At 59.5% G+C, this 25,384-nt stretch carries 35 protein-coding genes and 1 pseudogene; 18 read left to right on the forward strand and 18 right to left on the reverse strand.

Features of this window, described 5'->3' with window-relative positions; genetic code table 11:
* The 14 genes from HUV26_RS11665 to HUV26_RS11730 all read right to left on the reverse strand — a co-directional run bounded on the left by HUV26_RS11665 (nucleotide 1) and on the right by HUV26_RS11730 (nucleotide 10,522).
* On the reverse strand, nucleotides 1-402 hold the full coding sequence (locus HUV26_RS11665; RefSeq protein WP_174410325.1) for a hypothetical protein: 402 nt from the start codon (nucleotides 400-402) through the stop codon (nucleotides 1-3).
* Complete coding sequence (locus HUV26_RS11670) at nucleotides 403-1,518, reverse strand: phage protease (RefSeq protein ID WP_174410326.1); 1,116 nt, start codon at nucleotides 1,516-1,518, stop codon at nucleotides 403-405. It abuts the gene before it with no gap.
* Between the two features lie 380 nt (nucleotides 1,519-1,898).
* The gene (locus HUV26_RS11675) at nucleotides 1,899-3,191 is read right to left on the reverse strand and encodes a phage head morphogenesis protein (RefSeq protein ID WP_243451372.1); all 1,293 of its coding nucleotides are present in this window, start codon (nucleotides 3,189-3,191) and stop codon (nucleotides 1,899-1,901) included.
* Complete coding sequence (locus tag HUV26_RS11680; RefSeq protein ID WP_174410328.1) at nucleotides 3,184-4,755, reverse strand: DUF935 domain-containing protein; 1,572 nt, start codon at nucleotides 4,753-4,755, stop codon at nucleotides 3,184-3,186. The genes HUV26_RS11675 and HUV26_RS11680 overlap by 8 nt, the downstream gene beginning before the upstream one ends.
* Nucleotides 4,755-6,284 carry a hypothetical protein gene (locus HUV26_RS11685; RefSeq protein WP_174410329.1) on the reverse strand — a complete coding sequence of 510 codons (1,530 nt, stop codon included), beginning with the start codon at nucleotides 6,282-6,284 and terminating at the stop codon, nucleotides 4,755-4,757. Before HUV26_RS11685 ends, HUV26_RS11680 begins: the two co-directional genes overlap by 1 nt.
* Complete coding sequence (locus HUV26_RS11690; protein ID WP_174410330.1) at nucleotides 6,281-6,838, reverse strand: DUF3486 family protein; 558 nt, start codon at nucleotides 6,836-6,838, stop codon at nucleotides 6,281-6,283. Before HUV26_RS11690 ends, HUV26_RS11685 begins: the two co-directional genes overlap by 4 nt.
* Nucleotides 6,839-6,846: 8 nt before the next feature.
* Nucleotides 6,847-7,143: a VpaChn25_0724 family phage protein gene (locus tag HUV26_RS11695; protein WP_174410331.1), complete on the reverse strand. Its 297-nt coding sequence runs from the start codon at nucleotides 7,141-7,143 to the stop codon at nucleotides 6,847-6,849.
* A 1-nt stretch (nucleotide 7,144) separates the two neighbouring features.
* Nucleotides 7,145-7,504 (reverse strand): DUF2730 family protein, encoded by a 360-nt coding sequence (locus HUV26_RS11700; RefSeq protein WP_174410332.1) that lies wholly within the window; start codon nucleotides 7,502-7,504, stop codon nucleotides 7,145-7,147.
* On the reverse strand, nucleotides 7,497-7,724 hold the full coding sequence (locus HUV26_RS11705) for a hypothetical protein (RefSeq protein ID WP_174410333.1): 228 nt from the start codon (nucleotides 7,722-7,724) through the stop codon (nucleotides 7,497-7,499). Before HUV26_RS11705 ends, HUV26_RS11700 begins: the two co-directional genes overlap by 8 nt.
* A gap of 43 nt (nucleotides 7,725-7,767) precedes the next feature.
* Nucleotides 7,768-8,190, reverse strand: coding sequence for a hypothetical protein (locus tag HUV26_RS11710; RefSeq protein WP_174410334.1), 423 nt, complete (start codon nucleotides 8,188-8,190; stop codon nucleotides 7,768-7,770).
* On the reverse strand, nucleotides 8,190-8,528 hold the full coding sequence (locus tag HUV26_RS11715; protein WP_174410335.1) for a hypothetical protein: 339 nt from the start codon (nucleotides 8,526-8,528) through the stop codon (nucleotides 8,190-8,192). The genes HUV26_RS11710 and HUV26_RS11715 overlap by 1 nt, the downstream gene beginning before the upstream one ends.
* Nucleotides 8,528-9,133: a glycoside hydrolase family 108 protein gene (locus HUV26_RS11720; RefSeq protein ID WP_174410336.1), complete on the reverse strand. Its 606-nt coding sequence runs from the start codon at nucleotides 9,131-9,133 to the stop codon at nucleotides 8,528-8,530. Before HUV26_RS11720 ends, HUV26_RS11715 begins: the two co-directional genes overlap by 1 nt.
* Nucleotides 9,134-9,268: 135 nt before the next feature.
* Nucleotides 9,269-9,745: a hypothetical protein gene (locus HUV26_RS11725; protein WP_174410337.1), complete on the reverse strand. Its 477-nt coding sequence runs from the start codon at nucleotides 9,743-9,745 to the stop codon at nucleotides 9,269-9,271.
* A 105-nt stretch (nucleotides 9,746-9,850) separates the two neighbouring features.
* A complete protein-coding gene (locus HUV26_RS11730; RefSeq protein WP_174410338.1) occupies nucleotides 9,851-10,522 on the reverse strand; it encodes an XRE family transcriptional regulator in 672 nt (223 codons plus the stop codon).
* A gap of 214 nt (nucleotides 10,523-10,736) precedes the next feature.
* Here HUV26_RS11730 and HUV26_RS11735 point away from each other — a divergent pair, with 214 nt between their 5' ends.
* The 18 genes and pseudogenes from HUV26_RS11735 (at nucleotide 10,737) to HUV26_RS11820 (ending at nucleotide 22,100) form a co-directional block, all read left to right on the forward strand.
* Nucleotides 10,737-11,225, forward strand: a complete 489-nt coding sequence (locus HUV26_RS11735; protein ID WP_174410339.1) for a hypothetical protein — start codon at nucleotides 10,737-10,739, stop codon at nucleotides 11,223-11,225.
* Nucleotides 11,222-11,557, forward strand: coding sequence for a helix-turn-helix domain-containing protein (locus tag HUV26_RS11740; protein ID WP_174410340.1), 336 nt, complete (start codon nucleotides 11,222-11,224; stop codon nucleotides 11,555-11,557). Before HUV26_RS11735 ends, HUV26_RS11740 begins: the two co-directional genes overlap by 4 nt.
* Before the next feature lie 208 nt (nucleotides 11,558-11,765).
* Nucleotides 11,766-12,077, forward strand: coding sequence for a hypothetical protein (locus HUV26_RS11745; protein WP_174410341.1), 312 nt, complete (start codon nucleotides 11,766-11,768; stop codon nucleotides 12,075-12,077).
* Nucleotides 12,074-12,373: a DUF2325 domain-containing protein gene (locus HUV26_RS11750; RefSeq protein WP_174410342.1), complete on the forward strand. Its 300-nt coding sequence runs from the start codon at nucleotides 12,074-12,076 to the stop codon at nucleotides 12,371-12,373. The genes HUV26_RS11745 and HUV26_RS11750 overlap by 4 nt, the downstream gene beginning before the upstream one ends.
* A gap of 120 nt (nucleotides 12,374-12,493) precedes the next feature.
* Nucleotides 12,494-12,772: a hypothetical protein gene (locus HUV26_RS11755; RefSeq protein ID WP_174410343.1), complete on the forward strand. Its 279-nt coding sequence runs from the start codon at nucleotides 12,494-12,496 to the stop codon at nucleotides 12,770-12,772.
* Nucleotides 12,753-12,950: a hypothetical protein gene (locus tag HUV26_RS11760; protein WP_174410344.1), complete on the forward strand. Its 198-nt coding sequence runs from the start codon at nucleotides 12,753-12,755 to the stop codon at nucleotides 12,948-12,950. The genes HUV26_RS11755 and HUV26_RS11760 overlap by 20 nt, the downstream gene beginning before the upstream one ends.
* On the forward strand, nucleotides 12,943-13,191 hold the full coding sequence (locus HUV26_RS11765; protein ID WP_174410345.1) for a hypothetical protein: 249 nt from the start codon (nucleotides 12,943-12,945) through the stop codon (nucleotides 13,189-13,191). Before HUV26_RS11760 ends, HUV26_RS11765 begins: the two co-directional genes overlap by 8 nt.
* Nucleotides 13,184-14,005 carry a DUF1937 family protein gene (locus tag HUV26_RS11770; RefSeq protein ID WP_174410346.1) on the forward strand — a complete coding sequence of 274 codons (822 nt, stop codon included), beginning with the start codon at nucleotides 13,184-13,186 and terminating at the stop codon, nucleotides 14,003-14,005. Before HUV26_RS11765 ends, HUV26_RS11770 begins: the two co-directional genes overlap by 8 nt.
* A gap of 2 nt (nucleotides 14,006-14,007) precedes the next feature.
* Nucleotides 14,008-14,337 (forward strand): helix-turn-helix domain-containing protein, encoded by a 330-nt coding sequence (locus HUV26_RS11775; protein ID WP_174410347.1) that lies wholly within the window; start codon nucleotides 14,008-14,010, stop codon nucleotides 14,335-14,337.
* A 56-nt stretch (nucleotides 14,338-14,393) separates the two neighbouring features.
* The gene (locus HUV26_RS11780) at nucleotides 14,394-15,488 is read left to right on the forward strand and encodes a hypothetical protein (RefSeq protein WP_174410348.1); all 1,095 of its coding nucleotides are present in this window, start codon (nucleotides 14,394-14,396) and stop codon (nucleotides 15,486-15,488) included.
* Between the two features lie 8 nt (nucleotides 15,489-15,496).
* Nucleotides 15,497-17,260: a DDE-type integrase/transposase/recombinase gene (locus HUV26_RS11785; RefSeq protein ID WP_174410349.1), complete on the forward strand. Its 1,764-nt coding sequence runs from the start codon at nucleotides 15,497-15,499 to the stop codon at nucleotides 17,258-17,260.
* Nucleotides 17,260-18,414, forward strand: coding sequence for an AAA family ATPase (locus HUV26_RS11790; protein ID WP_174410350.1), 1,155 nt, complete (start codon nucleotides 17,260-17,262; stop codon nucleotides 18,412-18,414). Before HUV26_RS11785 ends, HUV26_RS11790 begins: the two co-directional genes overlap by 1 nt.
* 12 nt (nucleotides 18,415-18,426) lie before the next feature.
* Nucleotides 18,427-19,026 (forward strand): DUF3164 family protein, encoded by a 600-nt coding sequence (locus HUV26_RS11795; RefSeq protein WP_174410351.1) that lies wholly within the window; start codon nucleotides 18,427-18,429, stop codon nucleotides 19,024-19,026.
* A 12-nt stretch (nucleotides 19,027-19,038) separates the two neighbouring features.
* Nucleotides 19,039-19,491: a gp16 family protein gene (locus tag HUV26_RS11800; RefSeq protein WP_174410352.1), complete on the forward strand. Its 453-nt coding sequence runs from the start codon at nucleotides 19,039-19,041 to the stop codon at nucleotides 19,489-19,491.
* Nucleotides 19,488-19,835 (forward strand): Mor transcription activator family protein, encoded by a 348-nt coding sequence (locus HUV26_RS11805; protein WP_174410353.1) that lies wholly within the window; start codon nucleotides 19,488-19,490, stop codon nucleotides 19,833-19,835. Before HUV26_RS11800 ends, HUV26_RS11805 begins: the two co-directional genes overlap by 4 nt.
* Nucleotides 19,836-20,627: 792 nt before the next feature.
* Nucleotides 20,628-20,858 (forward strand): annotated as a pseudogene (locus HUV26_RS17005) (DUF4145 domain-containing protein); the annotation flags it as partial.
* A 480-nt stretch (nucleotides 20,859-21,338) separates the two neighbouring features.
* Nucleotides 21,339-21,623 carry a type II toxin-antitoxin system RelE/ParE family toxin gene (locus HUV26_RS11815; RefSeq protein ID WP_174410354.1) on the forward strand — a complete coding sequence of 95 codons (285 nt, stop codon included), beginning with the start codon at nucleotides 21,339-21,341 and terminating at the stop codon, nucleotides 21,621-21,623.
* A gap of 177 nt (nucleotides 21,624-21,800) precedes the next feature.
* Entirely contained in the window at nucleotides 21,801-22,100 is a 300-nt protein-coding gene (locus HUV26_RS11820; protein WP_174410355.1) for a HigA family addiction module antitoxin, read from the forward strand.
* 38 nt (nucleotides 22,101-22,138) lie between these two features.
* On the opposite strand, the gene HUV26_RS11825 is transcribed toward HUV26_RS11820, so the two are convergent.
* The 4 genes from HUV26_RS11825 to HUV26_RS11840 are packed head-to-tail and all read right to left on the reverse strand — an operon-like array spanning nucleotide 22,139 to nucleotide 25,384.
* Nucleotides 22,139-23,239, reverse strand: coding sequence for a bacteriophage T4 gp5 trimerization domain-containing protein (locus HUV26_RS11825; protein ID WP_174410356.1), 1,101 nt, complete (start codon nucleotides 23,237-23,239; stop codon nucleotides 22,139-22,141).
* On the reverse strand, nucleotides 23,215-23,913 hold the full coding sequence (locus HUV26_RS11830) for a hypothetical protein (RefSeq protein ID WP_174410357.1): 699 nt from the start codon (nucleotides 23,911-23,913) through the stop codon (nucleotides 23,215-23,217). The genes HUV26_RS11825 and HUV26_RS11830 overlap by 25 nt, the downstream gene beginning before the upstream one ends.
* Nucleotides 23,910-24,482: a baseplate complex protein gene (locus tag HUV26_RS11835; RefSeq protein WP_174410358.1), complete on the reverse strand. Its 573-nt coding sequence runs from the start codon at nucleotides 24,480-24,482 to the stop codon at nucleotides 23,910-23,912. The genes HUV26_RS11830 and HUV26_RS11835 overlap by 4 nt, the downstream gene beginning before the upstream one ends.
* Nucleotides 24,479-25,384, reverse strand: coding sequence for a hypothetical protein (locus HUV26_RS11840; RefSeq protein WP_174410359.1), 906 nt, complete (start codon nucleotides 25,382-25,384; stop codon nucleotides 24,479-24,481). Before HUV26_RS11840 ends, HUV26_RS11835 begins: the two co-directional genes overlap by 4 nt.

Raw genomic sequence — 25,384 nt, forward strand, 5'->3', positions numbered from 1 at the left:
CTAGAACGCGACCCAAACGCCGGTGGCGTCCACGTCTCTGATGGTTCCGGCAGCGGGACGCGTCCCGGTGCCATCGGTTGCCGCAACGGTCTGATCGTCCACGGCGTAGGCCGCCTTGCCGATGTGCGTGCGGTCGATGCTGCCGTCATTGGCAAGATGGAACGCACCCCGCACCTTGACGGAAACCTGTAGGTCACCGTCAGCCCCGGCGCTGTTGTCCGCATGGCCATCCGCCACACCCAGCACGGTCAGTGCGGTCGAAGCGGATGCGGGCACGGCATAGCCGGTGGCGTTCAGCGCCACCATGCCGCCCGCGTACAGGCAGGCGGACGCCGCCACGGGGTGAGCGTAGTGCATGTCATCGCGGCGCTTGGTATCTCTGTCCTTGGTAAGAGCAGTCATTTACGCCTCCTTGCCGCCGGGGGCGGCGCTCTGCACGCTTTTGAGATATTCGGCCTCGTCCAGTCCCAGCTGGGAGCACACGGCGCGCTCTTCATCGGACAGCTTGCCGGTGCCAGCGGGAGGTTTGCCGTCAGGCCCCTTGGGACCGGTGGGAACAACCGGAGCGGATGCGCTCATCCATGCCTTGAATCCATCCGGGTCTTTTTCCGCATAGCTCTGCGCCCACGGCTCCATGGCGGGGCTGACCTTGTGGGCAGTCTTGGCCTCTTCCACCAGCGACTTGGCGGTGGATGCGGACACGTCCTTGCGCAGTGCGGCAAGCGCGGAGGATGTCTCCTGATACATTTCAATGGGCACAAACTTCGCCGGGTCGGGCGCGCCCACGCGACTGGCCAGTGCGCGGGCTTCAGTAGCGATGGCATCGGCCGTGGCACCGTCCGGTGCCCCGATGGCCTTGGCGATGGATGCCAGCCCTGCGCCTGCGCTGTGCGCGGCGGTGACGAGGCCCTGCACCTTGGCCGTCACAACATCCTCGGCACTGTCCGCAGGCAGGCCGAGAATGCCGGTAAGCATTTTCTTGAGGTCCATATCTTCCTCTCTGGTATGGGGTTGGGCCTCGCCGCCTGCACGGCGGGAGGCAATGGCGACAAGTTCGAGATTGGGCACATTGGTCAGGGCGGCAGATTCGATACGGATGATGCGACCATCCGCTGTGTGGCGGAACACCGGGGACAGGTAACGGTATTCACGCGCCCTGATATGGGCGGCGGCCTTTTCCGTCCACCGGACACGGCCCCACACCTCGCCACCAAACTTGACCGCCAATTCGACAATCCAGCCGGATGCCGGAGCAGGTTGCCCGTTGATGGCGGCGTATTCCAGCTGGTGGTCGTAATCCATGGGCAATTCCGCACCGGCCTGATAGGCGATGGTGGTCGCAATGATGCCCGCCGGATCGGCGTTGCGGTACGGGCCACGGCCGTCTCTGCCGCGAAATTCCCCGGAGGGCAGCAACTGTATCCATTCCGGAGGCGTTGCGGTCACATCCATAGGGTCGGTCAGCTCCACCGCGTGGCGGGCCTGCAAAAGGGGCGATGTGGTGTGTTTGGTGTCCATGCGCCCCTTTTAGGGCGCATGGTGGGCCGAGTCTTTTAATGCCCGTTAGAACATGGCCGGGCTGGAGGAAGAAAGGACTGGCGTTGCCGGATTGGCGTGGGCGCGAGACTGGCGTTCATAAACGTTCATGAACGGGGTTTGCCGCGCGAAAGACGGCAGGGGCGGGCAACGTGTCGTGGGCACCCGCTTGGGGCCGCAAACGGTTATATTGTGCATGCGCCCCTTGCATCAATGCGCGGGGCATCGTATTGTCTCTGTACAGGTACCGCACCCGGCGCTGGCCGCGAAATCGCTTCGGCCCGCCATACTCCGTCCCCGAACAGGGTGTAGCGGAGACGCGAAAGGGGATTGGCGTTCCCCCGCCGGATGCGGCCCTCCCATCAGATATCTCCCTCCACCACATCATACCGCCCTCTGTTGCGCAGCTCATCCGCATTGGTGGTTCGTCCGCTGCGTACACTGTTGGTGGTCACTTTTTCCCGTGCCACCCGTGTGCGGTAGTCCACCTTGACGATGACCTTTTCCGCCGCGTTGCCTTCCATGTGCCAGACGTAAACCAGGCCGGGGTCCTGCTTGTCCCACAGGATGGCCTGCGGCCGTGCGAGAATTTGCGGCAGCCGGGAGAGAGTGGCGGGCGGCAACTGATTGCCCTTGGCGCTGCGCAGCATGTGCAGCACGTCACCATCTGCCATGGTGATGGCACCGGATGCCGGGATCACATTGCGGCCGCGCAGGAAGTCCAGCGCTCCGGGCGGAAGGGCCCCGACTACACGACGCTCGCCCATGGCGCGATAGTTGCCGCTGCGGGCGCGATGTACCACATCATTGACCCACCCCGCGAAATCCTTTTCCAGTGCGGGCATCACGAACCGGGCCGAAGCTGCCATGGCCTTGGCCGCCACATCGGGCGGCAGCGGCACCAGCTTGTTCATCAGGGTGCGGGCCGCGTGTTCCTGCAGGGCAGCCTTGCCGGGATTGTAGCCCCAGCCGGGGTCAATACCCTTGGGCACCATCACAACTTCGCCGGTCTTGGGGTTTTTCCACGGCACCATGGGAGGCCGGGGCGGCGACTCGCTGACAGTGTATCCGTAACGGTCCAGATCTCGCTGCCCCAGCTGCTGAACGGAGCACCGGCAACGCCAGCCGTTGGGCGGGTAATGAGTGTTCCAGAAGGGGTCGTCCATGGGCAGCACCGTGCCGTGCCATGCCCGATGATCTGGGCGTGTACGACGGTCCAGAATGGCCACATACCGCAGGAAAGGACGCCGGTCCTTGGTGCGCTGCGCCCGCGCCCATGCGCCGGAGGCATGGGCCGTGCGCAGGTTCACATCGTAGATGGTGCGCAGACGACGCGGGCTGCCCAGCTGGACCGAGCGTACTTCGCCGGTGCGCGGATCGGGCAGTTCCTTGCGGCCCCACCAGCCTTTGGCCTGCAGGACGGGGGTCAGTTCCTTTTTGAAGTCATGGAAGGTCTGCCCCTGTTCCAGCACCTTTTGCAATTGCCCGTGGATGTCGCCAAGGATGTCGAACCCGGCGGACTTGGCCACAGTGGTTGCCGTGGCATGAGCCTCCTGCCACATGTCGTGCCAGTCCCATGTGGGCGGCAGTTCATAGCCCTTGGCCTTGAAGTAGTTCACGGCCTCTTCCGGCGGCAGCGGGCGCATCTCAAGCATGTTCTTCACCCTCGGCATCCTGCACGGGGGCACCCGTTGCCCCGGCCAGCTTGGCCATGAAGATGCAGCGGGCCAGCGCCTCGGTCAGAGCTGCCGTATCCTGCTCGCTGACCACGTTCGGCAGACGGCGCAGAAACTCTTCGTGTGTGTCGCATTCTTCCAGCAGGCGGTGCAGTGGATCAAGCATCGGCTGCATCATGGGCTGCCAATCGGACAACGCCTCGATGGCCAGCTGGTCGAGTTGATCTGGGCCGTCCGGCACATCAGACCTACCCGCCGCATTAAGGGAGCGCTGCAGCGCCTGTTGCGGTTCCGGCGGCACACCGGCCACGGTTCCGGGGGCGGTGAGCACCACGGCCCCGGCAGCAGGTTCCGGCAGACCAAGCCTGTCGCGGACAACGCTGGTTTCAACATCCAGGCCGAGCGGCACCAATCTTTCCACGGCGGAGACGAGCGCGGCAATATCCTCCGCGTCCGGACGGGAGATGATGATGCGCGGGTAGCGGAGACGCGGACCGAGGTTCAGGTCCACCATGGGGCGAACAATGTCACGGTTGAGCGTCGCCGCCAGCTGACCGGCATCGGACCGTTCTATGTCTTCCCGCACTTGTTCGTGCGCATTTGCCGTGCCCACGTGTTGCCCGGTGTCCGTGGTGCCGGTCTGGCCCAGCACGGCCTTGGAGGTTTGTCGGTCCAGATAGGCGGCCAGCTTTTCGTACAGATCGATGTTGCCTGATATCTTGGCTTCCACGAATTCCAGCATCATGGATTCCGGGATGATGGCTGCCGCATCCCGCGCAATATTGCGTACGGCCCGCAGCAAGGTGGCCTTGTCCTCTGCCGAGGCACCGGCTCCGTATTTACCGACGCGCAAGGGGTGCCCGAAGATTTCCGCGAACTGGACCCACGACTTGATATCGAAGGCTTTGAACAGCCAGACCCAGGCGATGGCGTAGGCCAAACCGCCCCGGATGGGCAGGCCACTCTTGGATTTGTGGACATGCACTATGTACTTAAACGGCGTCAGGGGCTGCAACTGCCCGCCCGCATCCAGCAGACGCAGCGTGCGCCCGTCCGCCGGGTCGAAGCGGAACCAGCGCGGGTCACGCCACAGCAGCGCTTTGGGTATCCAGCGTTTGCCGCTGGTATCCCACATGATCTCCGTGACGGAGAATCCCTTGCCCACTCCATCCAGCACGTCGAACAGGGCGGGCTGCAGCTCGTCCCACTCCAGCCACTCGCGTACCAGATCGGCGGCGGCCACATCGGCGGCTTCGTCACTGGCGGAAACCACCGTCACGTCAAGTCCGCTTACCTGCAACTTACGGGTGCCGAGCACGGACCGATAGTGCAAGTCCTTCTCTTCCATCTCCTCGGCCAGTTCCAGGTACCGTGTGGGTTCACCCTCTTCCGCATCGCGCAGGATACGGGCCAGGCGTTCCGGTGTCATGCCCTGCGCCGGATGCCCGGAAATGACCTGACGCACGCCGGTCAGCGTCGGCCCGGCTTCCTCTTCCCTCAGGCGGGATGTTTCCACGGGTCTGCCCAAATGGTCATATAGCATCAGTAGGCACCTCTTCCGAACCGGGCGCGGGAGTCACCCCATGCCTCGTCCGGATCATCGTCGTGCCCGGGCGCATGTGCCGAGGGCAGAACAGGTTCATATCCATATTCCACAATATCCGTGCAGCTGGCGGCATAGCCCAGCACATGGGCAATGGCACTGTCGCCGTGGCGCTGGCGTTTGCCTCTGCCGCCCGACGTATCGCCTTCAGGCACGCGGGCCACGCCCTTTACCAGTTTGATGGCCCGGTGGTCGGAGATGATGTCCGCATCACGGGGCAGCAATGTGGTTCCGTCCTCAAAGGCTGCCTTGAAACGCGGCATGTTCTCGCGGTACCAGCCTTCCGAAAACTTCACCTGCGTGATTCGGCCCATGCCGTAACGCTGTGCCGTGATTTCCGCCAAATGGGCACCGTTGCCGGTGGCATCCATCATCCCGCCCATGAAGCGGGGCAGGCGGTCCAGCACGTACCACAGTATCTGCCGCTGCTGGTCGAACGGAATGTTGCGCAGCTCCAGCACAAATGGCGGCCGCCGGGTCATGTCCTGCTGCACGGCAATGGGCCAGATGTCCGTCAGGTCGCCGTTACGGGCAAAGTCCTGGCCGAAGTAATGCTGGAGCTTGGGGTCGCACTGGCGCAACAGCGGGGCGAGATTCTCCTCGCACCAGTCCTTTGTTTCCGCCACGCGCAGATGTTCCGGCCATTCCACAAATGTGTCCGGCTGCTCCCAGCGCACCACGGGGATCTCGGGATCGGACCGCTTTTCCAGCAGGGCCAATTGCAGGTAGGCACCATTGCCGCGATTGGGGATGCAGAACAATTCCTCATCCGCACCGTCGCCATAGAAGGCAATGATCTCTTCCCGCCATTTCGCCTCGGCCTCGGCGGTCCATTCCTTACCCTGCTTCTGGCAGATGCGCTTGTACAGCCCTTCGGCCAGTGCCCTGTCAAAGTCACAGCGCAGGAGCGAATACGGCTTGCGCCCGGCGCGAATATCCGTGATCAGCGTGTTGAACGGGTTCTCATCACCGTCATGGGTACTGATGACAAGCACCTTGCCGCCCCAGATGAGCAAGGCGAACGCGGCCTTGAGCAGTTCCTCCAGATCATCATGGAACGCTGCCTCATCAATGATCACCAGCCCCTGCATGCCTCGCAACGCACGGGGAACGGAAGGCAGCGCCACAATCTTTCCGGCGGAGGTGTCCATGCGGAAGGCCTTGATGTCCTGATCCGGACGTTCCGGGTCCTTGAACACGGTCTCGCCCACGGACACGGCTCCGACCTGCATCACTTTGGCCCAATCCCCGCAATATTCGATGTACTCCCGCGCCATTTCGAGGTTGTAGCCCATGTAGTAGACGTCCATGCCACCATCCTCGCGGCAGCGGGCAGCATGTTCCACACCGATTGCACCGGCAGCCCACGAGTAGCCCGTGCGGCGGCTCTTTTCGACGACGGTGACCGGCGAGACGCGTACAGTTTCGCGCAATTCCCACTGGTAGGGCAGAAAGCCTGCTGTGGTCATACGGCACCTCCGAGCACGGCCTGCATCATCTGGTCGATGACGGTTCCGGGTACACCGGCCTTGCGCCCGACTTCGGACACGGTGGACGCAGCCTGCTTATTGGCCGCCTTGGTTGCCTCTTCCCGGATGCGGGAAATAAGGTCCGCATCCGCTTTGGAGGCTTTGCCGAGATGGTCCAGCGCCTTGGCCAGTTCCATGGCCGAACGGGGATCAAGAGGCACGGGGTTGCCTTCCTCGTCGGTGGCCTCCGCACTGCTGATCACATCGGTAATGGCCGCGTGCAGGAACTGGATATTCATACGCGCCACCTTGCTTTCCGGCTCATCGCCGAACCGCTGCACCAATGCTTCCGCCATATCACGGCTGCGCCGGATACGTTCGCCGACCTTGTCGATGTGCTGCTTGTAGCGGTGCAGGGCGCTGCGGCTGATCTGCACGTCCAGCCCGGCCAGAGCGTCCAGTATCTCGTCCAGCGTACGGCCCTGCTCCAGCAGGACGCCTATGCGTTCCCGCACTTCCGGGGGCAGGCGCTTGATGGTGGATTTCTTGGGCATGGCTGCACCTACTCTCCGGGCATGGGCCGTTTAACGCCGGGTACAGATGCCACGCCATCGGCAACATCCTGCCCATAGGCACGCAACGTGGCCACGGTCACATCGCTTTTGTCGGAGGTGGCAACCAATCCCTGCGCGTCCAGCCATGCAAGGTCACCCTTGACCACGTCGTGGCTTACGGCGTGCCCCAGCGACTGCAGCGCGGTTTTAAGCACATAGTGGTTGGCCTCCCGCCCCGGCGATCCGGAGAGCAGACGCAGGATGCACAGGCGGCGGTCTTCTGCGAGTACGGTCTGAAAGGACATGCTACTTCCCCTTGGTAACGTGGTAATCGTTGAGCATGGCCACCTGCCGCGACAAGGCCCGGAGCAGTTCCGCCTGTCCCTCGGCACGGGCGTTGGCTGCCTTCAGCTCGCCGCTGATGTCCGACAGCTTCACCACCACGGCCTGCATATCCTTGGATGAGGGGGCGTTCTCCAATACCCCCTCCAAGCCGGATAACCGATTGTTCATGGTGGTGCGGCAGGATTCGCATTGTTCATGAGTCACATACGTCTTACGCATGGACCACAACACCCAGCCCAGCAGGGCCGAGACTGTGGTCACCACCACCGGAACGACAACTCCTGCCCACTGCACGACCAGATCATTCACCGGATCATTCATCTGGCCCTCCTGCGGCCTGCGCGTCATAGCAGCTCAGTGCTGCCTCCAGCAGGCGCACATACGTGCGGATCATCTGGTGGCGGGCGGTCAGTGCATCCACGTTGGCCGGGCCGTCGAACGGAGCATCACCGTCCACAGTGCCTGCCGTGGAGGCGAGTTCATTTGCCGTCAGGGGGGTAGGATGCGGGCACGGAGTGAATAGATGGCGCACTGTGAGCACGGTGGGCTCCTGCCTAGGCGGCGTGTGAGCGCAGCCCGCGACACTACCAAGCATTAAGCAGATCAGCAGCGGCATGACGCGTCGCATTATCCACCACCTTTGCGGCTTCTTCAGCGGTTCGGGGTCTGGTGATCGCGCGGGACAACATGGCCCGACGCGCGGCTTCTTCCGTCAGGTGCTTGCTGTACAAGGCCTGCGTGGCGTCCACCTGCCGCGACAGGGCGGCGATGGTAGCATTGCAGCTGCGCTGGTCTTCCAGCAACAGATTGCCCGCCGTGCGGGCCTGCGCCAGCTCGTGCCGGGTGGCATCGTGCGCTGCGGCAGCTTTCGCCAGAGCGGAGCGGGCATCTGCCACGTCTCCGCGCAGCCACAAGGCCCAGCACAACAGGCCAAGCACCACGGCCATTCCTGCGATCAGCAGGGCTAGCTTGGTCTTGGGGATGAGGGACATGGGGATCGGTAACATCAGTTTCCTCCGATATTGAGATCGCGCTCGACATCGAGATCACGTAATGACGGCGCGGGTGCGGTGGTCTCATTGTATACAGGGCCGGTCGGCGGGTACGCACCCCACACGCCACCGGAACCTAATTCAAAGCGGGATTGTGCGGCCTTGGCACCGCAGGCCCCGCCGATGAGCCCGGCCTCTGCCCAGCCCAGCGGAATGTAATGCCCGGCCACGACCATGCCCGTGATCCACGCCCCCAGCACCACCACGCACACCAGCACAGCCATAATGCGCATGGCCGATGTGCCGCCGGTATGGTCGCAGAAGGCATCGCCGAGCAAATTCCCAAGCCGCATTACGCCATTCCCTCCTTAGCCAGCTGCGTGCACCAGCCGTCCAAGGCTCCGGTGCGGTTGAGCCAGCCCGCGAGGAATGCGCGGTAGTCCACAACCTGCCCGCTGCTCAAAACTTTGGGCGGTCGGGCGACCAATGATTGGTAGAACGCCTCACGTTCAGTGATGGTGGATAATGCAAGGGCCAACGAGCCGTCGCGGCACAGCAGGGTGACACGTCGCAGAGTGTTGGGGCCAAGGCGACCATCTTCCACCAGCGGAATGCCGTCGGTACGGTTGCATGCGGCCTGCAACTGGCGCACGGCGGGCGGCACCCCCTGATTGACGGCACCGTCATAGACGGCGACCGCCACCAGCGGCGGCAATTCATGCAGACCGGGAGCCGCCCAGAAGTGGGCATAGAATAGCCGGGTCGCTATTTCGGAGGTGACTGCGCGGACGTCATCGGCGTCTATGTCGCCATCGCCATCGATGTCGCAACCGATTAAGCGCAACCAGCGCAGGGACACGCCCCGGTTGGTGATGCCGCCGGGATCGTTCGGGTGGTCCACCAGACCACCTTCCCACTTGGCCACAAAGGCCTGTGCGGCCTCGAATGTACTGCGCATATGCCCTCCCTCTTGCGTTGCCATGCAGTAAGCGCGACAAGGCCCACCGTATGGTGGGCCTATGGGAGGTGTCTTTTAATGGGGGTGAAATAGAGAAGCCCCGCCGGAGCGGGGCTGGGGGGGCAAAGAGAAGGATTAACGCAGTGGTAGCGTTAAATCATTACCAGCGTGCGGAACAACTCTGTCGAGACAAAGGGACTGGCATCCGCTTTTGGGCACTAGTAGTCCTGCCCCATCGCTGGAAACACCGAAATAGCAAGTCTGACCGAACGCCATAAATTCAGTTGGGATCGAAGATTTTCCATCTGAGACGGAAAAAACGAAGTTAGCGTGGTATGCCCCCGTTGGGTCTGGAAAGGCCATGTCTATACGTTCAAATCGCAACTCCCGGTAATACTTAGCAAGGCCGGGGCAGGCTGTCAGCACCTTGGGCCATGCCTGTGTGAGGCGTTCATGCACATCTGGGGAAATGTCCGCTGCCAGCTGGGGCATTGCAGGTGGTTTTGACGTACTCGTTTTGGCAACCTGTCCAATAACAACGACCACCACGAAAAGGGCAGCCACTATCCACACCATTCTCCGCATTTTGGGATTCTGCCAGCTATTTTCCATTTGTTACCCCATTAAAACAGCCGACGTGTCGGCTAGTTTATTTTTCGGTGTCAATGTTTTCAGCGTGTTGCCGTGGCGAGTCCTAAAAAAAACAGCCGACGTCGGCTATTTTGCCTCCCGGCACCACCAGATAACGCGGCCGATAACTCGTACGGTGTCGGCAAGGTCCCCGCGCAGGGGGACCTCAATGGCGCTATAGCTTGGGTTGATGCTATTCAGTACCAGCACCCCCGGCAACAGGTCGACACGTTTCACGTACACGCCACCCTCAACGCCAACGGCATAGATGGCACCAGGCACAACCCCCGTCTGCGATTGATCTATCAGCACCATATCCCCGTCTTCAATGGCCGGGGCCATGCTGTCACCCACCACATCCATCAATACCATGCTGGATGCCTGCCCTTTACGTATCAGCCAATCCGATCTGAAGGCATAGCTGCCCACGGGGTCCCCGTTGGCTTCCAGGCTGCCTCCGCCTGCGGAAAGGCGGGCTTGGACCTTAGGGACCAAGACAATCCCGCAATGGGGGCCGCTCTCATTTTGCGAACTGGTAGGTTGAGGGTTTTGAGAAGCCGCGCTGTCTTCCTTCCCAAGCAACAGCCACGCAGCAGAAGCACCTGTTTTAGAACAAACGAGCGCAGCAAAGTCTACGTCCGGGGTACGTTCGTTCCTCTCATAGTTTCCAAGCGCGCGCTGACTGATACCTATGCGGGATGCGAATTCCGCTTGGGTTTCCCCGCCGCGAAGAATTTTAATCCTGTCACCAAAGGACATAATGCCTCAAAGAGCACGATTGAGCAAATATACCCAATCGTGCTTGACTGATATTCTCGTTTGTGCCAAATTCTGAGGCACGGGACGGTAGCAAAAAGCACTAGCAAGCACGACACTACCAGCCCGCAAGGCAAGGGTCAACGTCAGCAACTGACGCATGTTCGGACAGAGAAAGGACCAAGCGTCCCAATTCGGACAACCTGCGAGGTTCGGAGTGCAAACCACCCATCTCTCCCTTTTCGATGACGACAACAAGCGGGCAGAGGCGCGTAGCCGCAAGGCCATGCGTGCTGCTGGTTTTGTTTCCGCGTTGAAGGGGGCCATGTTCCGGGCAGCCAAATCGAGCCCACTCTCCCGTGATCAGATCGTGGACGAGATGAATGCACTGGCCGCTGCGGCAGGCCGCCGTCTTACACAGGGACGGGCTAAGTGTATTGCGCGGGACACGCTCGACAAATGGCTATCCTCCGAAGAGGCAGAGCATGTGCCCGGTATGTACGCCGTGCACATATTCTGCCTCGCCATCGATGACCCCTCGCCTTTGTGTTTCTGGCTGGAATCCGGCTTTGGCATTCAGACGGCCGAGCCGGAAACCCTCAAGTTGGCCGAATTTGCGCGCGGTGTGTTGGAGCATAAGCTCCGCACCAAGCGTCAGCGGCGGCTTGAAGAGGAACTCATGTCCAACCTGGAGGGAACGCGATGAATACGGCCCTTATGGTGCAGTCCGGTCTCGGAAAGGGCCGCGACTGCATGCTTATCCAGCGGGAAATCCGCGACAAGGGCTTGTCCATGTCGGGCATTGCCCGTGCTCTGGATGTACACCACTCCCTTGTCCAATCCACAGTCTGCGGTACTCGCAACAACCGCAAGGTACTGGCTTATCTCCTTAAAATCGGTGTCCACCCCAAGCAGTTATTCCCGATGGCCTACAAGGCTCCGGAAGCGTTTCGCCCCGCCATTGACAGAATGCGGCGTGATCTCGCGGAGCAGAACGTGCGCGTGGACGACTTGTTCACGGAACGGAGGGCTGCATGAACTCGCCAACCAACCCCTGCCCCCTCGTGAAGGGATCGCGCGTCTTGTTGCCCGCAGCATCTGCCCGCTGCCGCTGCCACGTGGCCCAGCAGGATGGGCACATACACATCCGGGCCCATGGCGCGGCAGGTGACGTTGAATTGCGGGCTCCGGCCAGTCTGCGATTAGAAGCGCTGCGGGCGGCTCTGCGTTTGGCCGGAGGTGCAGCATGAGCGGCTGGTGTGTAGTGGATGCGGCCATGAGCCGCCAGACCGGGCTGTGCATGATGCTGTCCACCGGCGTGGAACTGACCATGGACGTAGATGCCGCCGACCGCATGTCTCTGGATCGGGCAAACGCCATCTGCGCCGCGCTGAATGATGGCGCAAGCCCCTGTGGCGACTTCCGGGTTGTGCCAGCCACGGCGCTGGATGGTGCAGCCATGCGGACCGTGGCAGTGGGCACCCACGCCGTCACATGCGCTCTGCGCAAGCCGGATGCCGTGGTCATCGATGTGAGCTGCAGGGAGGTGACGGCATGATCAACATCGTTCTGATCGGCGGGCTGGACCGCCTGCATGCCGACTACAAACAGGCCGCTGCAGATCGCGGCGTGGACCTGCGCTGTTACACGGGGCGCGAGTCCAACCTCGCGTCCCGCATTGGCGATGCCACCGCCGTACTGGTCATCACCAGTGTCATCAGTCATCGGGCCGTCAACATTGCCCGGTCAGCAACCAGCATTCCCATCATCCGCTTGCGTGGTGCAGGCGTAGGCCATGTCAGGCGCGGCATCGCTGCCGCGCTGGCAGAGCAGGAGGGCACCGGAAATGTTTAACGATTGGGATTTCGCGAAGGTGTTTCTTGCCATTTCATTGATCGGAATGGTTACCGGCTTTGCACTGTTCTTCTTTTTCAAATGGTTGTGGGACCATGTGACAATAGGATGGATGTAGCCATGAGAAGCAAAAAATTCACGGTGAAGGGTGTCGAGGTAACGGTCAGTACCGGCAAGAATGAAGACGGAAACACAGCCATCATTTTGTCCACGAACGCCAAGCGCGATGCTGTGATCAAGACGGTACTGGTGGTGGAACCTGCGGGCTACCTTGATCAGGTGTTTGACCGTGTCGGGTTGTCCCTCGTTACGGAATGGGTCTCCGATCTCATGAAAAGCCCCATCAGCCTTCTGCTGGAAACCTGTGAGGAAGATATCCATGCAAACGCCCACCCCTAAGGAGTTCGTCGCTGCCGTGGAACAGATGCGCGATGCCCAGCGCCGTTACTTCCGCACTCGTGATCTTGCGGATCTGAAGAACAGCAAGACGCAAGAGCGACGGGTAGATGAAATGATTGAACTACTCTCGGCCCGCCGCCCCCTGTCGCTGTTCCCTGAGGAGGACCAACATGCCTAAGTATACCTGCGATTTCAAAGTAACTGTACTCGGCAGAGCTACAGTCGAGGCAGCCACGTTGGAAGCTGCGTACGAGGCCGTACTTGAAGCCTCCAGCGATGAATATCTGTGCTCAATATCCCTGCATCTGGGGGATACGGCTGAATTCGAGTTCTCCGAAGAAGGAGAAGAAGTGAAGCTGACTCTGGATGATTCGTGCGAGATCGATGTCTATCGGCCTGTAGAGGTGCCCCATGAGTAACTTCGAGCACGATGCCTATATGGAAAAACTACGGGCCGAGCGCGAAGCACGTGAACAGGCCGAGCGTGACCGCCTGACTCTTGCGCTGGGCGTGGACTGGAACCCGGTCCGGCCTGCGGATGTGCGTTCATGGGCTGCGGTACCGGCCCCCAAGTACAAAAAGGACTTCGTGGGCAAGTTCATCCGCTGTCTGGATGTTCCTCGTAACTCCTATGCAGGCATGGTCGACCGCGATCCGGTACCGGACTTTGCCGTGATGCAGATACGCAGACGCGACACGGGCATGGGCAGCCCCGGAGAGGCGACGCTGACCTGTGATTGGTACTGCCCATGCTGTGGCCGGAATCATGAAAAATCTCTGCCGGAAAGCATGATCGACGAGGGCGGCATCAAGTTTCTGGAGCCCGAGGAGCACTATAGTTGCGGGGAGAAATATTTCTTCTACCTAGCCGCTCCCTATACGCACCCCGACCCGGCAGTCCGGCAGCAGCGCTGGCTGGACGCCACCCGTGCCGCTGCATGGCTGATGCAACAAGGACACAGGGTACTCTCGCCCATATCCATGGGCCACCCCATGTCCGTAATGGGCGCTGGCGGCGATTGGGCCGCGTGGAACGCGCAGTGCCTTGCCATGCTGGAAGCTGCCCGCGCCATGTGCATCCTCAAGCAGGATGACGATGCATGGCGGCAGTCCGTAGACATTCAGGCCGAGGCGGAACATGCCCACAAGCTGGGCCGCCCCATATGGTCGCTCACCCCCATGGAGGGCGGCGGATACAACCTCGGCGTACAGACCGAACAGCGCTGGTGGTAACCATGAAGGAATCTAATGCCAACGCCGCCACCCTGCGCTGCCTGCGCATAGTGGAAATGATGGCCGGGCGTGTGCTGGATGGCCTTTCCAACAAGGACTTGGCCGATGCATTGCGCTGCCCGCCGCCCACCGTCTCCCGCGATCTGGACACACTGATGCGGGCAGGTTGGGTCCAGCGGCTGGAAACCGGACGCTGGAGTCTTACCCCCCGGCCTCTGCAAGTGGCGCAAGCGTACAGCAACCACGTAACCCGGACGACAACCCGCATCGCGGAACTGAATCAACGAATCGTCTCCGGTGCTCTCGCCATGGGCGGCACGGGGGCGGCATGAGAGTCACTAACAATCCTTTGATTATACTGAATCACGCACTCAAGGAGCAACGGACAATGCCCGACACAGACACCTCCACCATGATTGATGCCCTTAACACTGCCGCCCCGGCAGGCAAGCCTTTGGCCGATGTGTATCAGGAGGCGGAAACCGCCTCCACCGGACGGGGTCGCCCTTCCACCGCTTCCAGTACTCCGGAGCCGTTGCCGGAACTGCCCGGCGCTGTGGCCACCTTGGAAACCACCCGGCAGATGGCCTCGGCCCTGACTGGTGCGGTCACCAAACAACAGGTGCAGCTTGCAGAAATGGTCGGGCAACTGCGTGCTTTCGACTTTATGCAGCAGTTTACCGGCCTTGCCAGACTCAAGTTCCTTGCCGAACTCAGGGAAACCAAGGCCTACAAGGGCCAGCAGGCCATGAACGCCAAGGGCGAACTGGTGGGGATGAACAGTTTTGAAGACGTCTGCGATGTCCTCGGCATCAGCCTCTCGAAAGCGAAGGAAGACCTGCAGAACCTTGCCCTGTTCGGCGAGGAATTTCTGGAAGCATCGCAACGCCTCGGCCTTGGCTACCGCCAACTGCGTCAGTTGCGAGCGCTGCCGGAAGACACCCGCCAGCTGGTCATCGAAGGCGAGGCCGTTCGCTCCAATGACCCGGAAGCCCTGAAAGACCTGCTGGAAGACCTCGCCGCCAGAAACGCCACCATCCGCAAGGAAAAGGAAGAAATTGCAGCGGACCTCGCAGCCCGTGACAAAGTGCTGGAAGACAAGGGCCGCAAGCTGGACGAGGCGCAGACCGAACTGGCCAAGATCAAGACCCTGCCCCCTGACAAGCGAATTCTGCTGGAAGCTGAACGCGAAGCCGATGCCCGCAAAAAGCTGGATGCGGCAATGCTCGACCTGATCGGGGCCGCAGTACAAGCGTTCGCTGTTTCCAACGGTGTGCTCATGAGCCCTGACGGCACCAGCGTGCCCACAGCCCGCTACGTGCACGAAGTGTGGAGCCACACCTGTGTGCGGCTGAACGAAATGCTGCATGAGAACGGGGTCGATGTCGACTTCCGGCAGATCGTCTACCCCGAATGGATGCGCGGCGTAGATGAAAAGCGGGGCTATGGAGCCGGGCACACTCCGCAGACAGAAGACAATTAGGGGGCATCATGGACGCGCCGCGCATGGAATACCTGATGGGCCTGAAGGCCCGGCTGGATGCCACCCCCGCTGCGGGACGTGGTCCGCTGGTGGACGCGGCCAGCCAGACGCTGCGCTGCAGTGTGCAGACCGTGTATCGCCATCTGCGTGAGGTGGGATGGACGAGCGGTCGCAAGACACGGGCGGATAAAGGGCAGATGGCAGTAGACGAAGATCTGGCCCGCAAGGTTGCGGGATTGGTCAAAGTAGCCACCCGCGCTCACGGTAAACGGACCATGCCCATCACTGTGGCCTGCGATGTACTGGCGAACAACGGATATGGTGTCGTCAACCATCAAACTGGAGAGATAACCATGCCCAGCCCGACGACTGTGGCCCGTGCCATGCGCATCCATGGCTGTCATCCCGATCAGCTGGAGCGAGGCAATCCGGCGCAGGAACTGCGCAGTCTGCACCCTAACCATGTCTGGCAGCTGGATGCCTCGCTGTGTGTGCTGTTCTACCTGCCGCGCGGACAGGTTCGGGTGATGGATGAGGCCAAGTTCTATAAGAACAAGCCTGCAAATCTGGCACGGGCTGAACGTGACCGGGTATGGCGGCTCGTTGTCACCGACCATTACAGCGGAGGCATCTTCTTTCACTATGTCCTCGGCGCGGAAGACGCGATGTCCGTACTGGATACGCTGATCCGGGCCATGATCAAGCGCGGTGCCGATGACCCCATGCACGGCGTGCCCAACTGCCTGCTGACAGACAAGGGCGCGGGCAACTGCTCCGCGCTGGTGGAACGATGGCTCAAGGCGCTGGGCATCGTCCACCTGACACACATGGCAGGCAACCCCAGAGCCAAGGGCCAGTGCGAACAGGCACAGAATCTGATTGAAACGCAGTTCGAGGGGCGTCTGGCCTGCATGCAGATCGCCAATGTGGAACAGCTGAACGCGGCCGCAGATACATGGCGCATACACTGGAATGCCAATGCTATCCACGGCCGCCATGGCCGCACCCGCAACTCGGCATGGCTCACCATTACGCAGGAGCAGCTGCGCGTTGCCCCCTCCGAGGAAATGCTGCGCGACCTCGTGGCCACTGAACCGCGAGATGTCAAGGTTAGCCCTCGTATGGTGATTTCACATTCCATCAAGGGACATGGATCGCATGACTACGATCTGCGCTATCTCACCGGGATTTCCAGTGGCCAGACTGTTCGGGTGGTGGTCAATCCCTACCGCGCTCCGGCTGTGGATGTGATTATCGCCAAAGCGAATGGCAGCGAGATTGTGACAACGGTGGAACCCATCATCCGTGATGCTGGAGGGTTCCGCACGGATGCGCAGGTGATCGGCGCAGGCTACGCCGCACTGCCAGATACACACACCGACAAACTACTCAAGGATATTCAGCGCGAGGCATACGCCACCGACTCTCTGGCCGATGCTGCAAAGGCCGCCAAGGATCGCAAGCCCGCATACCAGCATCTGGATATGCTGGCGGATACGAAAGCCGCACCCACCTATATTCCGCGTCGTGGCACGGCGCTGGAGGTGGAGGCAGCAAGGCGTGAGGTCGCCCCGTTGGCACATGTTGAGGCCGCAAAACTGCTGCGGTCACGCGTAGGTGACAAGTGGAATGCCGATGCCATGGCATGGCTGCGCCAGCGCTACCCTGATGGTGTTCCGCAGGACGCCATTGACGATATCGCAGCCCGTTTCACCGAACCGACGGTGACCACGGCCGCTCCGCTGCGGCTCGTAGCTGCAGGAGGGATGTAATGCAACGATTGAAGAAATTGCTTGAAGCGATGGAGCAGCCGCAACGGGCTGTTGCAGACGCTATAGGCATCAGTCCTGCGGCACTGTCCGCCATCGTGACACGGGGCGAGTGGCCCCGGCGTGATCCGGATGCAACCAAAGCGCGGCTGCAGGACTACCTGATCGCCACCGGCGTGCGCAAGGCTACCGTCATTGCTGCCCTGAAAGAAGAAACCAAGCCGGAAAACCCCGGCAAGAACGATTCCCCGGAGGATACCACCATGTTGATGCGCAAGCAGGTTCTTACTCCCCAGGCAAAGCGCCAGTTCGGTCTGGTCCGTTCCCCGTTTTCCGATGAATTGTCCGGCCCGGAAGATGTATGGCTGTCCGCCGACTACCGCTATGTGCGCGAAGCCATGCTCAGCACAGCCCGTCATGGCGGTCTGCTCGCCGTGATAGGCGAGTCCGGCAGCGGAAAGAGCACGCTGCGCAAAGACTTGGCACACCGTATCGGAGCGGAAGGGCTGCCTATTATAATGATTGAACCCTACGTGCTGGCAATGGAAGACAATGACCAGAAGGGGAAGACTCTGAAGGCTATCCATCTTGCAGAATCCATCCTCTACACAGTGGCCCCGCACGCCAAATGTCTGAGTAGCCCGGAGGCACGTTTCCGGCAGGTGCATAACGTCCTGCGGGACAGTGCCCGCGCAGGTTATCGCCATTGCATGATTATCGAAGAGGCACACAGTCTCTCTCATCCCACGCTCAAACACCTCAAGAGATTCATGGAACTGGAAGACGGTTTTACCAAGCTGCTGTCGGTCATTCTGATCGGCCAGACGGAGCTGCAAACCAAGCTCGGCGAAGCGGACAGCACCGTGCGTGAAGTGGTCCAGCGGTGCGAGGTGGTACACATTGACCCGCTCGGCAACGATCTGCCCGGATATGTGGCCCACAAGTTTCAGCGGGCAGGTGTTGACGTGGACAAGGTGCTCGCTCCTGATGCTCTGGACGCTCTGGCGGCACGACTCACCGGGCCGCGCAGTACATCCGGTCAATCCGTGTCGCTGGTCTATCCGCTGGCCGTCAACAACTCGCTGGTTGCGGCAATCAACATGGCCGCCCACATCGGCGAGGCCAAGGTGACGGCGGACGTTATCAACGCAATTTAAAGGAGAAATACGATGTCAGAAGGGTACATGGAAAATGCACAGGGGCACCTCGTGCCGGTGGATCAGGTCAAGGAAATTGATATGGCCCGCCACGATCTGGTGATGGAGTTGGTCGGCAAGGCCAAGTCTGTCAGGGATGATCTGGCCAAGTTCAAGTGCGGGGCAATGGCTGACGTTGGTGCATTCGTGGAACTGGCAGCAGAAAAGTATGGTGCCAAGCTGGGCGGAAACAAGGGCAACGTGACGTTGATGAGCTATGACGGCCGTTTCAAGATTCAGCGTTCCATTGCCGAGCATATCACCTTTGACGAGAGACTGCAGGCCGCAAAGGCGCTGATTGATGAGTGCCTGCGCGACTGGACGGCGGACAGCCGAACCGAATTGCAGGCGCTGATCAATCAGGCTTTTCGCGTCGACAAGGAAGGCCGGATCAACACGGGGGCCATTCTCAGCCTGCGCAGGCTGGATATCACCGATACGCGGTGGATGCAGGCCATGCAGGCCATAGGTGACAGCATTCAGGTGACCGGCACCAAGGCATACGTCCGTGTGTACGAACGCAATGCATCCGGCGGATACGATCCCATCCCGCTGGATGTTGCAGCAATCTAGGTCGGGTGCAGCATGGCCAAGCAAAGCTCTTCGGCACAAATGATCAAGCTGATCCACGTGGCAAAACGCCAGTTGGGATTGGACGATGACACCTACAGGGAAATGCTCCAATCCGTAACCGGTAAGACTTCCACGGCCAGCATGACCAACCGAGAGTTGCTGGCCGTTTGTGATGCTCTGAAAAAGAAGGGATTCAAGGTTTCCCGCCCTCGCGCAATGGACAATTCGGAGCAGGCGAAAAAAATTAGATCCCTGTGGTTGGAGTTGGCGGATGCCGGGATTGTGCGAAATAGGAGCGAGGCGGCATTGCTGGCGTACGTCCGCCGGATCACTAAAACAGAACGGATGGAGTGGTGCACGGTGAAGCAGCTGCAGGCTGTTATCGAAACACTCAAGGCGTGGGGGAGTCGCATCGAAGATGGAACCGCCCAAGCCCGAATCAAAGCCATTCTGGAGGAACGATGAGCAGCTCGGAGCGCGGATGCGAATTGCTGAAGGACGTGCAGATCACCGTGCAAGCCACTGTGGAGCAGGAACTGCGCATCAGAGGGATGGTGGATATGAGTGGGCTGCCCGAGAATCTTGGCCGCGTGGTGTCTTCCCGTTTGGCAGAGGAGTGGGGCGGGCAGCTGGTGTATATCCCAATGAACATCGGCAGACGCAATGCCCGAATCTATGATCAGTTCACTGGTGACAATGTGCACGATCTGGCCAAGAAGTTTCGCCTGTCTGTTCAGCGGGTCTACAAGATCATCGCCGATGAACGTGCACGGAGGCGAATGCCACAACTCAATCTTCCGCTGGACTGATCCTCGTGATCTGGTGCAAAAAAAGGGGGCCGCAAGGTCCCCTTTTAAATTCCACATTGCGGAACATATTTTCATTCTGCCCGTCCCGGTATATCCCGGATGGTCCCGTATCGTCCCGGTTATCTCACACACTCAGTTCTAGTTATCTCATTAGTCATCACACTTGAAGTTTATTCCAAGGCAATCTTATACTCACACAAGCAACAAAACAGCTCTCGAGGATCAACTATGCCCAGACACCACACCCCACCACCTACTACCGACACCGCATTCTCCTGCCCCCACTGCGGAGCCTACACTACCCAGACATGGTACAACATCTTTGCGCGACAACGTGACGAAAAACACCCAACTCCAGCATTTCATACGCCAGATTCACTTGAAAACATCAGAACAATTGAAAAAATTGATACAGACACAAGAAATTAACTTCATAAACTTATCCAACGATCCATTGCAGGAGAAGTTTTTTTTGATTTGCTAGAAGACACTACTTCGACATACAGCAACACTGTATACAATCTACACCTATCATGCTGCTACAACTGCAAAAAACTTGCTATATGGGCTCACGAAAAAATGATTCATCCTTCTGTTGAATTTGAAATTGAACCTAATCAAGACCTTACTGACGAAATTCAATCCGATTTTAACGAAGCGCGCAGTATTGTACAAAACTCTCCACGAGGAGCAGCACTTTTACGGTTATGCATCCAAAAGCTATGCATTCAACTTGGAGAAAATGGGAAAAATATAAATTCAGACATATAATCACTCGTCAAAAAAGGACTCAACCCTCTAATACAAAAATCTCTTGACGCAGTTCGTGTCATAGGAAATTCAGCAGTTCACCCAGGAGAGATGAACATAAAAGACGACATCAACACAGCTAAACAGCTATTTCATTTGATTAATTTAATAACTGAGCAAATGATCACAACACCCAGAAAAATAAGTGAACTTTACGAAGCCCTTCCTGAATCATCACTTGAACAAATAAAAAATAGAGACGAAATAGTTTAACACTCACAAGCTATATGCAACAACGGAAAAATCATGGTTGAATACAAAAACAGATCAAAAGCATATAAAATTGTCGACAACTTGATCGGTAATTTTATTGGATGGAAAGAAGCAACGAGCTCGCCTATAGCCAGAGCTTTTTGGAAGTATTTATTTTTCACAATAGTTGTATTAACCTTCATCCTTTTAGAGATTATTTATCCACTCCTAATGGATAATTTACGAGATACAGCAATAGAGTGGCTCCGGGAACTATCCTAACCTATCCCGGCTCCGCGTGCCCGTGAACCTCCACGCTCTGATCGGGCACGCCAACAGTGCTAAATAAAAGTGACGCCCCCCTCTTGACATCTAACGCCAGATGAACTATCTGTTTTCCAGCTAACCAAAAACGGTTAATCACACGCGGATAACCGTAAGCAGTTAGACGTTGCTTGACGAGGAACATGCTGAACTTGATAACTTTTTAACGAGGGGAGAATGATATTATCATTTAAATGCAAAAAAACTAAAAACCTCTATGAATCGGCAAAATCGAGACATTTTAGTGACATAACCAAGACTGCTTTACGTAAGCTCGATATGATAGAAGCAGCCAAAACGCTTGATGACCTAAAAGTGCCTCCCGGTAACCAGTTTGAAGCGCTACAGGGGGACAGATTGGGCCAGCACAGCATTAGGATTAACAAACAGTGGCGAATTTGCTTTGTCTGGGACGAAGCTCATAATTCCGCCATTGAGGTAGAAATAGTCGATTACCACTAGTGTTTGATATGTTGCACCTTATGCTAACGCATCTTCTTGACATTAAAGGCCTAAACAATCCTTAGACTACAATGAAATAAATAATAAATAATAAAATAGAGTCGTTAAGGTTATATAGGACCGTGCTAGCCATCATAATACTGATATAAGCCTAGCTGATGATAATAGGAGTGAGATATGCGTATCAAGACACATCCCGGCGAAGTGTTACGTGAAGAGTTTATGGTTCCTTTCAAGCTGTCTGCCAGCAAGCTGTCAGGCTATCTTGGAGTACCGCTCTCGCGCATAACAGAAATCGTCAATGAGAAGAGGGGTGTGACAGCGGACACGGCAGTACGACTTGCTAAGTTCTTTGGTAATAGCTCTGAGTTTTGGATTAACCTCCAAGTTCAGCATGACCTCTCAAAGGTAAATTCAGAAAAGCAGCCAGAGATCAAACGTATCCCGAACTGCCATGAAGTGGCGGCCTGTTTCTAGGCAAAACAAGGGGGGAAGGCAACTTCCCCCCTTTCTTTTTATCCCGTAATCCCCTCTAACTTCCCCCTATCCTCTCCAACCGCCTCCGCGTGCCCGTGCACTTCCCCACTCTGATCGGGCTTTGGAACAGCCCCGCCTTGGTGCGTATGGTCCGCCAGCACGTGCAGGGCATCGCGCACATGCTCCCATACGTCCAGCATCAGGTGCAGCAGGCTCACTGTGCCGGAACCGAACCGCATGGAGCCGCCAAACTCCCACACCAGATTCTGTGCGGTCATGATCTTGTGCCCGGTGATGATCTCCGATGAATCGCCGCCCACGGTGGTAACCAGATCCCCCGTTACGGTCTCCACCTGGTTGCCGCCTACGCTCTCGGCCACGTCACCCGCCACCTGTTCGGTCACGTCCCCGCGCACATCCAGCGTCACATTGCGGCCCACAACGGCCTTGGCATCCTGCCCCACCGTGCTGCCCATATCTCTGGCCGTGGTCAATGACAGGGAATCTCCAGACGACAACCGCGCAGATCCGGCAGAAAGAAGCCGCAGCGCCCCCAGCGCCTCGATGCGCTTCACGCCGTCCACCCGCTCCGTGCTGTTCTCGGTCACGCGGCGGATCTCGCGCGCCACGGTTTCCATTTTCTGCACGGCGGTGATGAGCCGGTCGCGGCTGGCATCCGTTATGGCCATGTCCGTTTCGCGCGTCCAGTTGCCGTCCGCATCCGCGCTCTGGTGTACCGCCTCGCCCTGCATCCAGCGCAGTTCTCCGGCCCGCAGTTGCGGCAGCGATAGCCCCAGCGGATACACCTGCCGGATAAGCGGATGATCGGGCCGCCCGTAGGCGAACTCCACCACCACAAGGCTGCCCGTCTGCGGAAAGCCGAACAGGCCCGCCTCCTGACCGCATCCCACAGGAACCGGCAACGGCACAGCCTCATACGTGGGATACGCCGGATCCGGCTCGCCTTCAGGGGTCAGCACCTCAATATCCACAGCATACCGGGGCCGGAACCGCTCGCACGTGCCGCCGTCCTTTGGCGCATCCGCCACGGCCAGCACGCGGGCATAGCGCGGCACATGCAGCCCCGCCGCTATCTCCGGAAACAGCTTGAGCACTATCTTTCGAATTGCTTCTCGCACGTGGCCACCATGTTCTCCCCGCGCAGCTGCAGCGCGGTTACATATTCCCCGTTCAGAAGCACACCGGGGCGCAGGGCGGGCAGCACGGGCAGGGTTTTGCCGCCGTTTGCATCGCAGGCGCTGAACCAGCGCTCCTCCACCGTTACGGGCCGCGTTGCCCAGCGGCTGTTATCCCAGCTGCCCACATACACCTTGTCGTCGCCCTGTTGCTGCCACACGTACCGCTCAATGCCAAACACCGCGCCCAGGCTGTCCATGCCCTGATGCCCGCTGCCGAACGCGGCAAAACTGGCCACCGGTTTGGCGGCATACACCCCATCCCCCATGATGAACGAAAGCCCGGTGCGCTCGGCATACGCTGCAAGCACGTCCTGCAGCGTAGGATGCCGCAGGAAAATAGGCATGTGCACGTCCAGCAGCGCGGTCAGCTCGCGGCACATAAGCCGCTGCGTCTGCGCATCCACAGTAACGGATTTCTCCACGTACCCCGTGAAATACAGCTGGTCCGCATCCTGATTGGAAAAGCCCAGATACAACCGCACAAAGCCCGTAAGCGTCACCCCGCTCTGCACCCGGAACATGGCGCGGCCTGGCGCGAGCAGCTCCAGCCGCACATCCTCATCCACCAGCGCAACAGCCGCGCCATCCACGGTCAACCGCTTCCGCAGCTTCATGATGCGCGCTCCTCCGTTCCGGATCCCAGCGCACTGTCCACGGCCTTAAGCAGCTTTTCCAGCAATGTCAGCGGCTCCGCCACAGCCTGTGCGGTCTGCTGTTCCTCGGCCGTCGCCAAATCCACCGCCGCGCCGGAGCTGCTCTGCGTCACCGTCTTGGGAGCCGATTCCCGCTGCTCCACCATCTCCGGACGGCTCTGGAATTCACGCAGCGTGAACGACACATCCCACGCACGCACCCCCTCCGCCTCGTTCACGGCGAAACGGTCCGTAAACTGCACCTGCCGCACCCCCATGGCGTTCACGGTATCGTTCACGCAGTCATAGATGCGCATACGGTCGCCCGTATCCTTGGCCTCTGCCGTCGCGGTCAGCTTCTTCATGCCTGCGACTTCGGTGTACGGAACCTGCAACGATACCGTAAACTGTTTGGGCTTCACGCCCTTGTTCACGGTACTGGTGCTGCTGGTTTCGCCAGAAAGCTCTTCGTTCTTGATTTCCAGAGCCCCCTGCACCATCAGCCCATGCCCCGGCAACACGTAATCGTCCAACATCAAAAATTTGCTCATAGCCCGAGCACCTCACGGAATATGGCCACACGGTCAGAATGCCCTACCCAACATACGGCCGCGCACAGCTTGTAGGCCGCAGCAGGCGCACCGCCCGCCAGCAGCTGTCGCGCCATGTTCTCCGCATCGCCCGCCAGGAACATGCCCAGCCCCGCGTCACCGAAACAGGCGGATGCAAACGCACTCCATGCCGCCTCCAACTGCGCCACATGAGCGGCCCGTTCGTTCAGCAACGCGGCCAACTCCGCCTCCGGCGTGGTATTCTCCGCGTCATATGCTTCGCACTGGGCCAGCAATGCGCCCATCTGCGTTTCCATGCTGCGCACCGTAGCGTGCCTGTACGGTGCCGCCGTGGTCCACCATGGTTCGCGCGGGGCCGTGGCTATGATAAGCTTGTCCGCCTCCAGCGATGCCAGTGCCCGGGCGCGACGTTCCGCCAACTGCAACTCTGTGACGGGAAAAACGGCATTGAACGCGGCAAGGGCAGCGGCAAACGGCGCATGGTCAAAGGCATGGATGAGCACCACCACGGCGGCAAGGCTGCCTGCCTCCGGAAGATCCTCTGCGTCCGTTAACTTCGCGGCCAGCGTAGCCACGCAATCCGCCGGGGTCAGGTAGCTGTAGTCGCCGCGCCGGTCTCCTGCAGGATGGATATACGGATGCACGGCCACCATGCGCCCGCCGGATGCCACCAGCGCACCCAGTGCAGCACGCAGGGCAGCGGCACCGGTTGCGGATGCTGCCAGCGGACTGGCCTGCGTCACCGCACCGCCCGTAACCGCCGCAAGCCGGGCCTGTGCCCCTGCAACCTCGCCAGAAATGTCGGAGACAACGGGGCCAAGACCATTCATGATGGTCACAGCCGCAGGCGGCACGGTGAAAAAACACGATTGCCAGCTCAT

It is taken from the genome of Desulfovibrio psychrotolerans (assembly GCF_013340305.1).
Classification (GTDB): Bacteria; Desulfobacterota; Desulfovibrionia; order Desulfovibrionales; family Desulfovibrionaceae; genus Halodesulfovibrio; species Halodesulfovibrio psychrotolerans.

Excerpts from the sequence above, each read along its gene's own strand:
- HUV26_RS11740 (WP_174410340.1), top strand. The coding sequence starts at position 11,222 with ATGAATACGGCCCTTATGGTGCAGTCCGGTCTCGGAAAGGGCCGCGAC.
- HUV26_RS11730 (WP_174410338.1), bottom strand. The coding sequence starts at position 10,522 with ATGTCCTTTGGTGACAGGATTAAAATTCTTCGCGGCGGGGAAACCCAA.
- HUV26_RS11685 (WP_174410329.1), bottom strand. The coding sequence starts at position 6,284 with ATGACCACAGCAGGCTTTCTGCCCTACCAGTGGGAATTGCGCGAAACT.
- HUV26_RS11805 (WP_174410353.1), top strand. The coding sequence starts at position 19,488 with ATGAGCAGCTCGGAGCGCGGATGCGAATTGCTGAAGGACGTGCAGATC.
- HUV26_RS11755 (WP_174410343.1), top strand. The coding sequence starts at position 12,494 with ATGAGAAGCAAAAAATTCACGGTGAAGGGTGTCGAGGTAACGGTCAGT.
- HUV26_RS11800 (WP_174410352.1), top strand. The coding sequence starts at position 19,039 with ATGGCCAAGCAAAGCTCTTCGGCACAAATGATCAAGCTGATCCACGTG.
- HUV26_RS11670 (WP_174410326.1), bottom strand. The coding sequence starts at position 1,518 with ATGGACACCAAACACACCACATCGCCCCTTTTGCAGGCCCGCCACGCG.
- HUV26_RS11675 (WP_243451372.1), bottom strand. The coding sequence starts at position 3,191 with ATGCTTGAGATGCGCCCGCTGCCGCCGGAAGAGGCCGTGAACTACTTC.
- HUV26_RS11780 (WP_174410348.1), top strand. The coding sequence starts at position 14,394 with ATGCCCGACACAGACACCTCCACCATGATTGATGCCCTTAACACTGCC.
- HUV26_RS11710 (WP_174410334.1), bottom strand. The coding sequence starts at position 8,190 with ATGTTACCGATCCCCATGTCCCTCATCCCCAAGACCAAGCTAGCCCTG.
- HUV26_RS11720 (WP_174410336.1), bottom strand. The coding sequence starts at position 9,133 with ATGCGCAGTACATTCGAGGCCGCACAGGCCTTTGTGGCCAAGTGGGAA.
- HUV26_RS11835 (WP_174410358.1), bottom strand. The coding sequence starts at position 24,482 with ATGAGCAAATTTTTGATGTTGGACGATTACGTGTTGCCGGGGCATGGG.
- HUV26_RS11745 (WP_174410341.1), top strand. The coding sequence starts at position 11,766 with ATGAGCGGCTGGTGTGTAGTGGATGCGGCCATGAGCCGCCAGACCGGG.
- HUV26_RS11715 (WP_174410335.1), bottom strand. The coding sequence starts at position 8,528 with ATGCGGCTTGGGAATTTGCTCGGCGATGCCTTCTGCGACCATACCGGC.
- HUV26_RS11695 (WP_174410331.1), bottom strand. The coding sequence starts at position 7,143 with ATGTCCTTTCAGACCGTACTCGCAGAAGACCGCCGCCTGTGCATCCTG.
- HUV26_RS11830 (WP_174410357.1), bottom strand. The coding sequence starts at position 23,913 with ATGAAGCTGCGGAAGCGGTTGACCGTGGATGGCGCGGCTGTTGCGCTG.
- HUV26_RS11815 (WP_174410354.1), top strand. The coding sequence starts at position 21,339 with ATGATATTATCATTTAAATGCAAAAAAACTAAAAACCTCTATGAATCG.
- HUV26_RS11765 (WP_174410345.1), top strand. The coding sequence starts at position 12,943 with ATGCCTAAGTATACCTGCGATTTCAAAGTAACTGTACTCGGCAGAGCT.
- HUV26_RS11750 (WP_174410342.1), top strand. The coding sequence starts at position 12,074 with ATGATCAACATCGTTCTGATCGGCGGGCTGGACCGCCTGCATGCCGAC.
- HUV26_RS11790 (WP_174410350.1), top strand. The coding sequence starts at position 17,260 with ATGCAACGATTGAAGAAATTGCTTGAAGCGATGGAGCAGCCGCAACGG.
- HUV26_RS11700 (WP_174410332.1), bottom strand. The coding sequence starts at position 7,504 with ATGAATGATCCGGTGAATGATCTGGTCGTGCAGTGGGCAGGAGTTGTC.
- HUV26_RS11725 (WP_174410337.1), bottom strand. The coding sequence starts at position 9,745 with ATGGAAAATAGCTGGCAGAATCCCAAAATGCGGAGAATGGTGTGGATA.
- HUV26_RS11680 (WP_174410328.1), bottom strand. The coding sequence starts at position 4,755 with ATGCTATATGACCATTTGGGCAGACCCGTGGAAACATCCCGCCTGAGG.
- HUV26_RS11840 (WP_174410359.1), bottom strand. The coding sequence starts at position 25,384 with ATGAGCTGGCAATCGTGTTTTTTCACCGTGCCGCCTGCGGCTGTGACC.
- HUV26_RS11820 (WP_174410355.1), top strand. The coding sequence starts at position 21,801 with ATGCGTATCAAGACACATCCCGGCGAAGTGTTACGTGAAGAGTTTATG.
- HUV26_RS11760 (WP_174410344.1), top strand. The coding sequence starts at position 12,753 with ATGCAAACGCCCACCCCTAAGGAGTTCGTCGCTGCCGTGGAACAGATG.
- HUV26_RS11770 (WP_174410346.1), top strand. The coding sequence starts at position 13,184 with ATGAGTAACTTCGAGCACGATGCCTATATGGAAAAACTACGGGCCGAG.
- HUV26_RS11775 (WP_174410347.1), top strand. The coding sequence starts at position 14,008 with ATGAAGGAATCTAATGCCAACGCCGCCACCCTGCGCTGCCTGCGCATA.
- HUV26_RS11785 (WP_174410349.1), top strand. The coding sequence starts at position 15,497 with ATGGACGCGCCGCGCATGGAATACCTGATGGGCCTGAAGGCCCGGCTG.
- HUV26_RS11690 (WP_174410330.1), bottom strand. The coding sequence starts at position 6,838 with ATGCCCAAGAAATCCACCATCAAGCGCCTGCCCCCGGAAGTGCGGGAA.
- HUV26_RS11665 (WP_174410325.1), bottom strand. The coding sequence starts at position 402 with ATGACTGCTCTTACCAAGGACAGAGATACCAAGCGCCGCGATGACATG.
- HUV26_RS11795 (WP_174410351.1), top strand. The coding sequence starts at position 18,427 with ATGTCAGAAGGGTACATGGAAAATGCACAGGGGCACCTCGTGCCGGTG.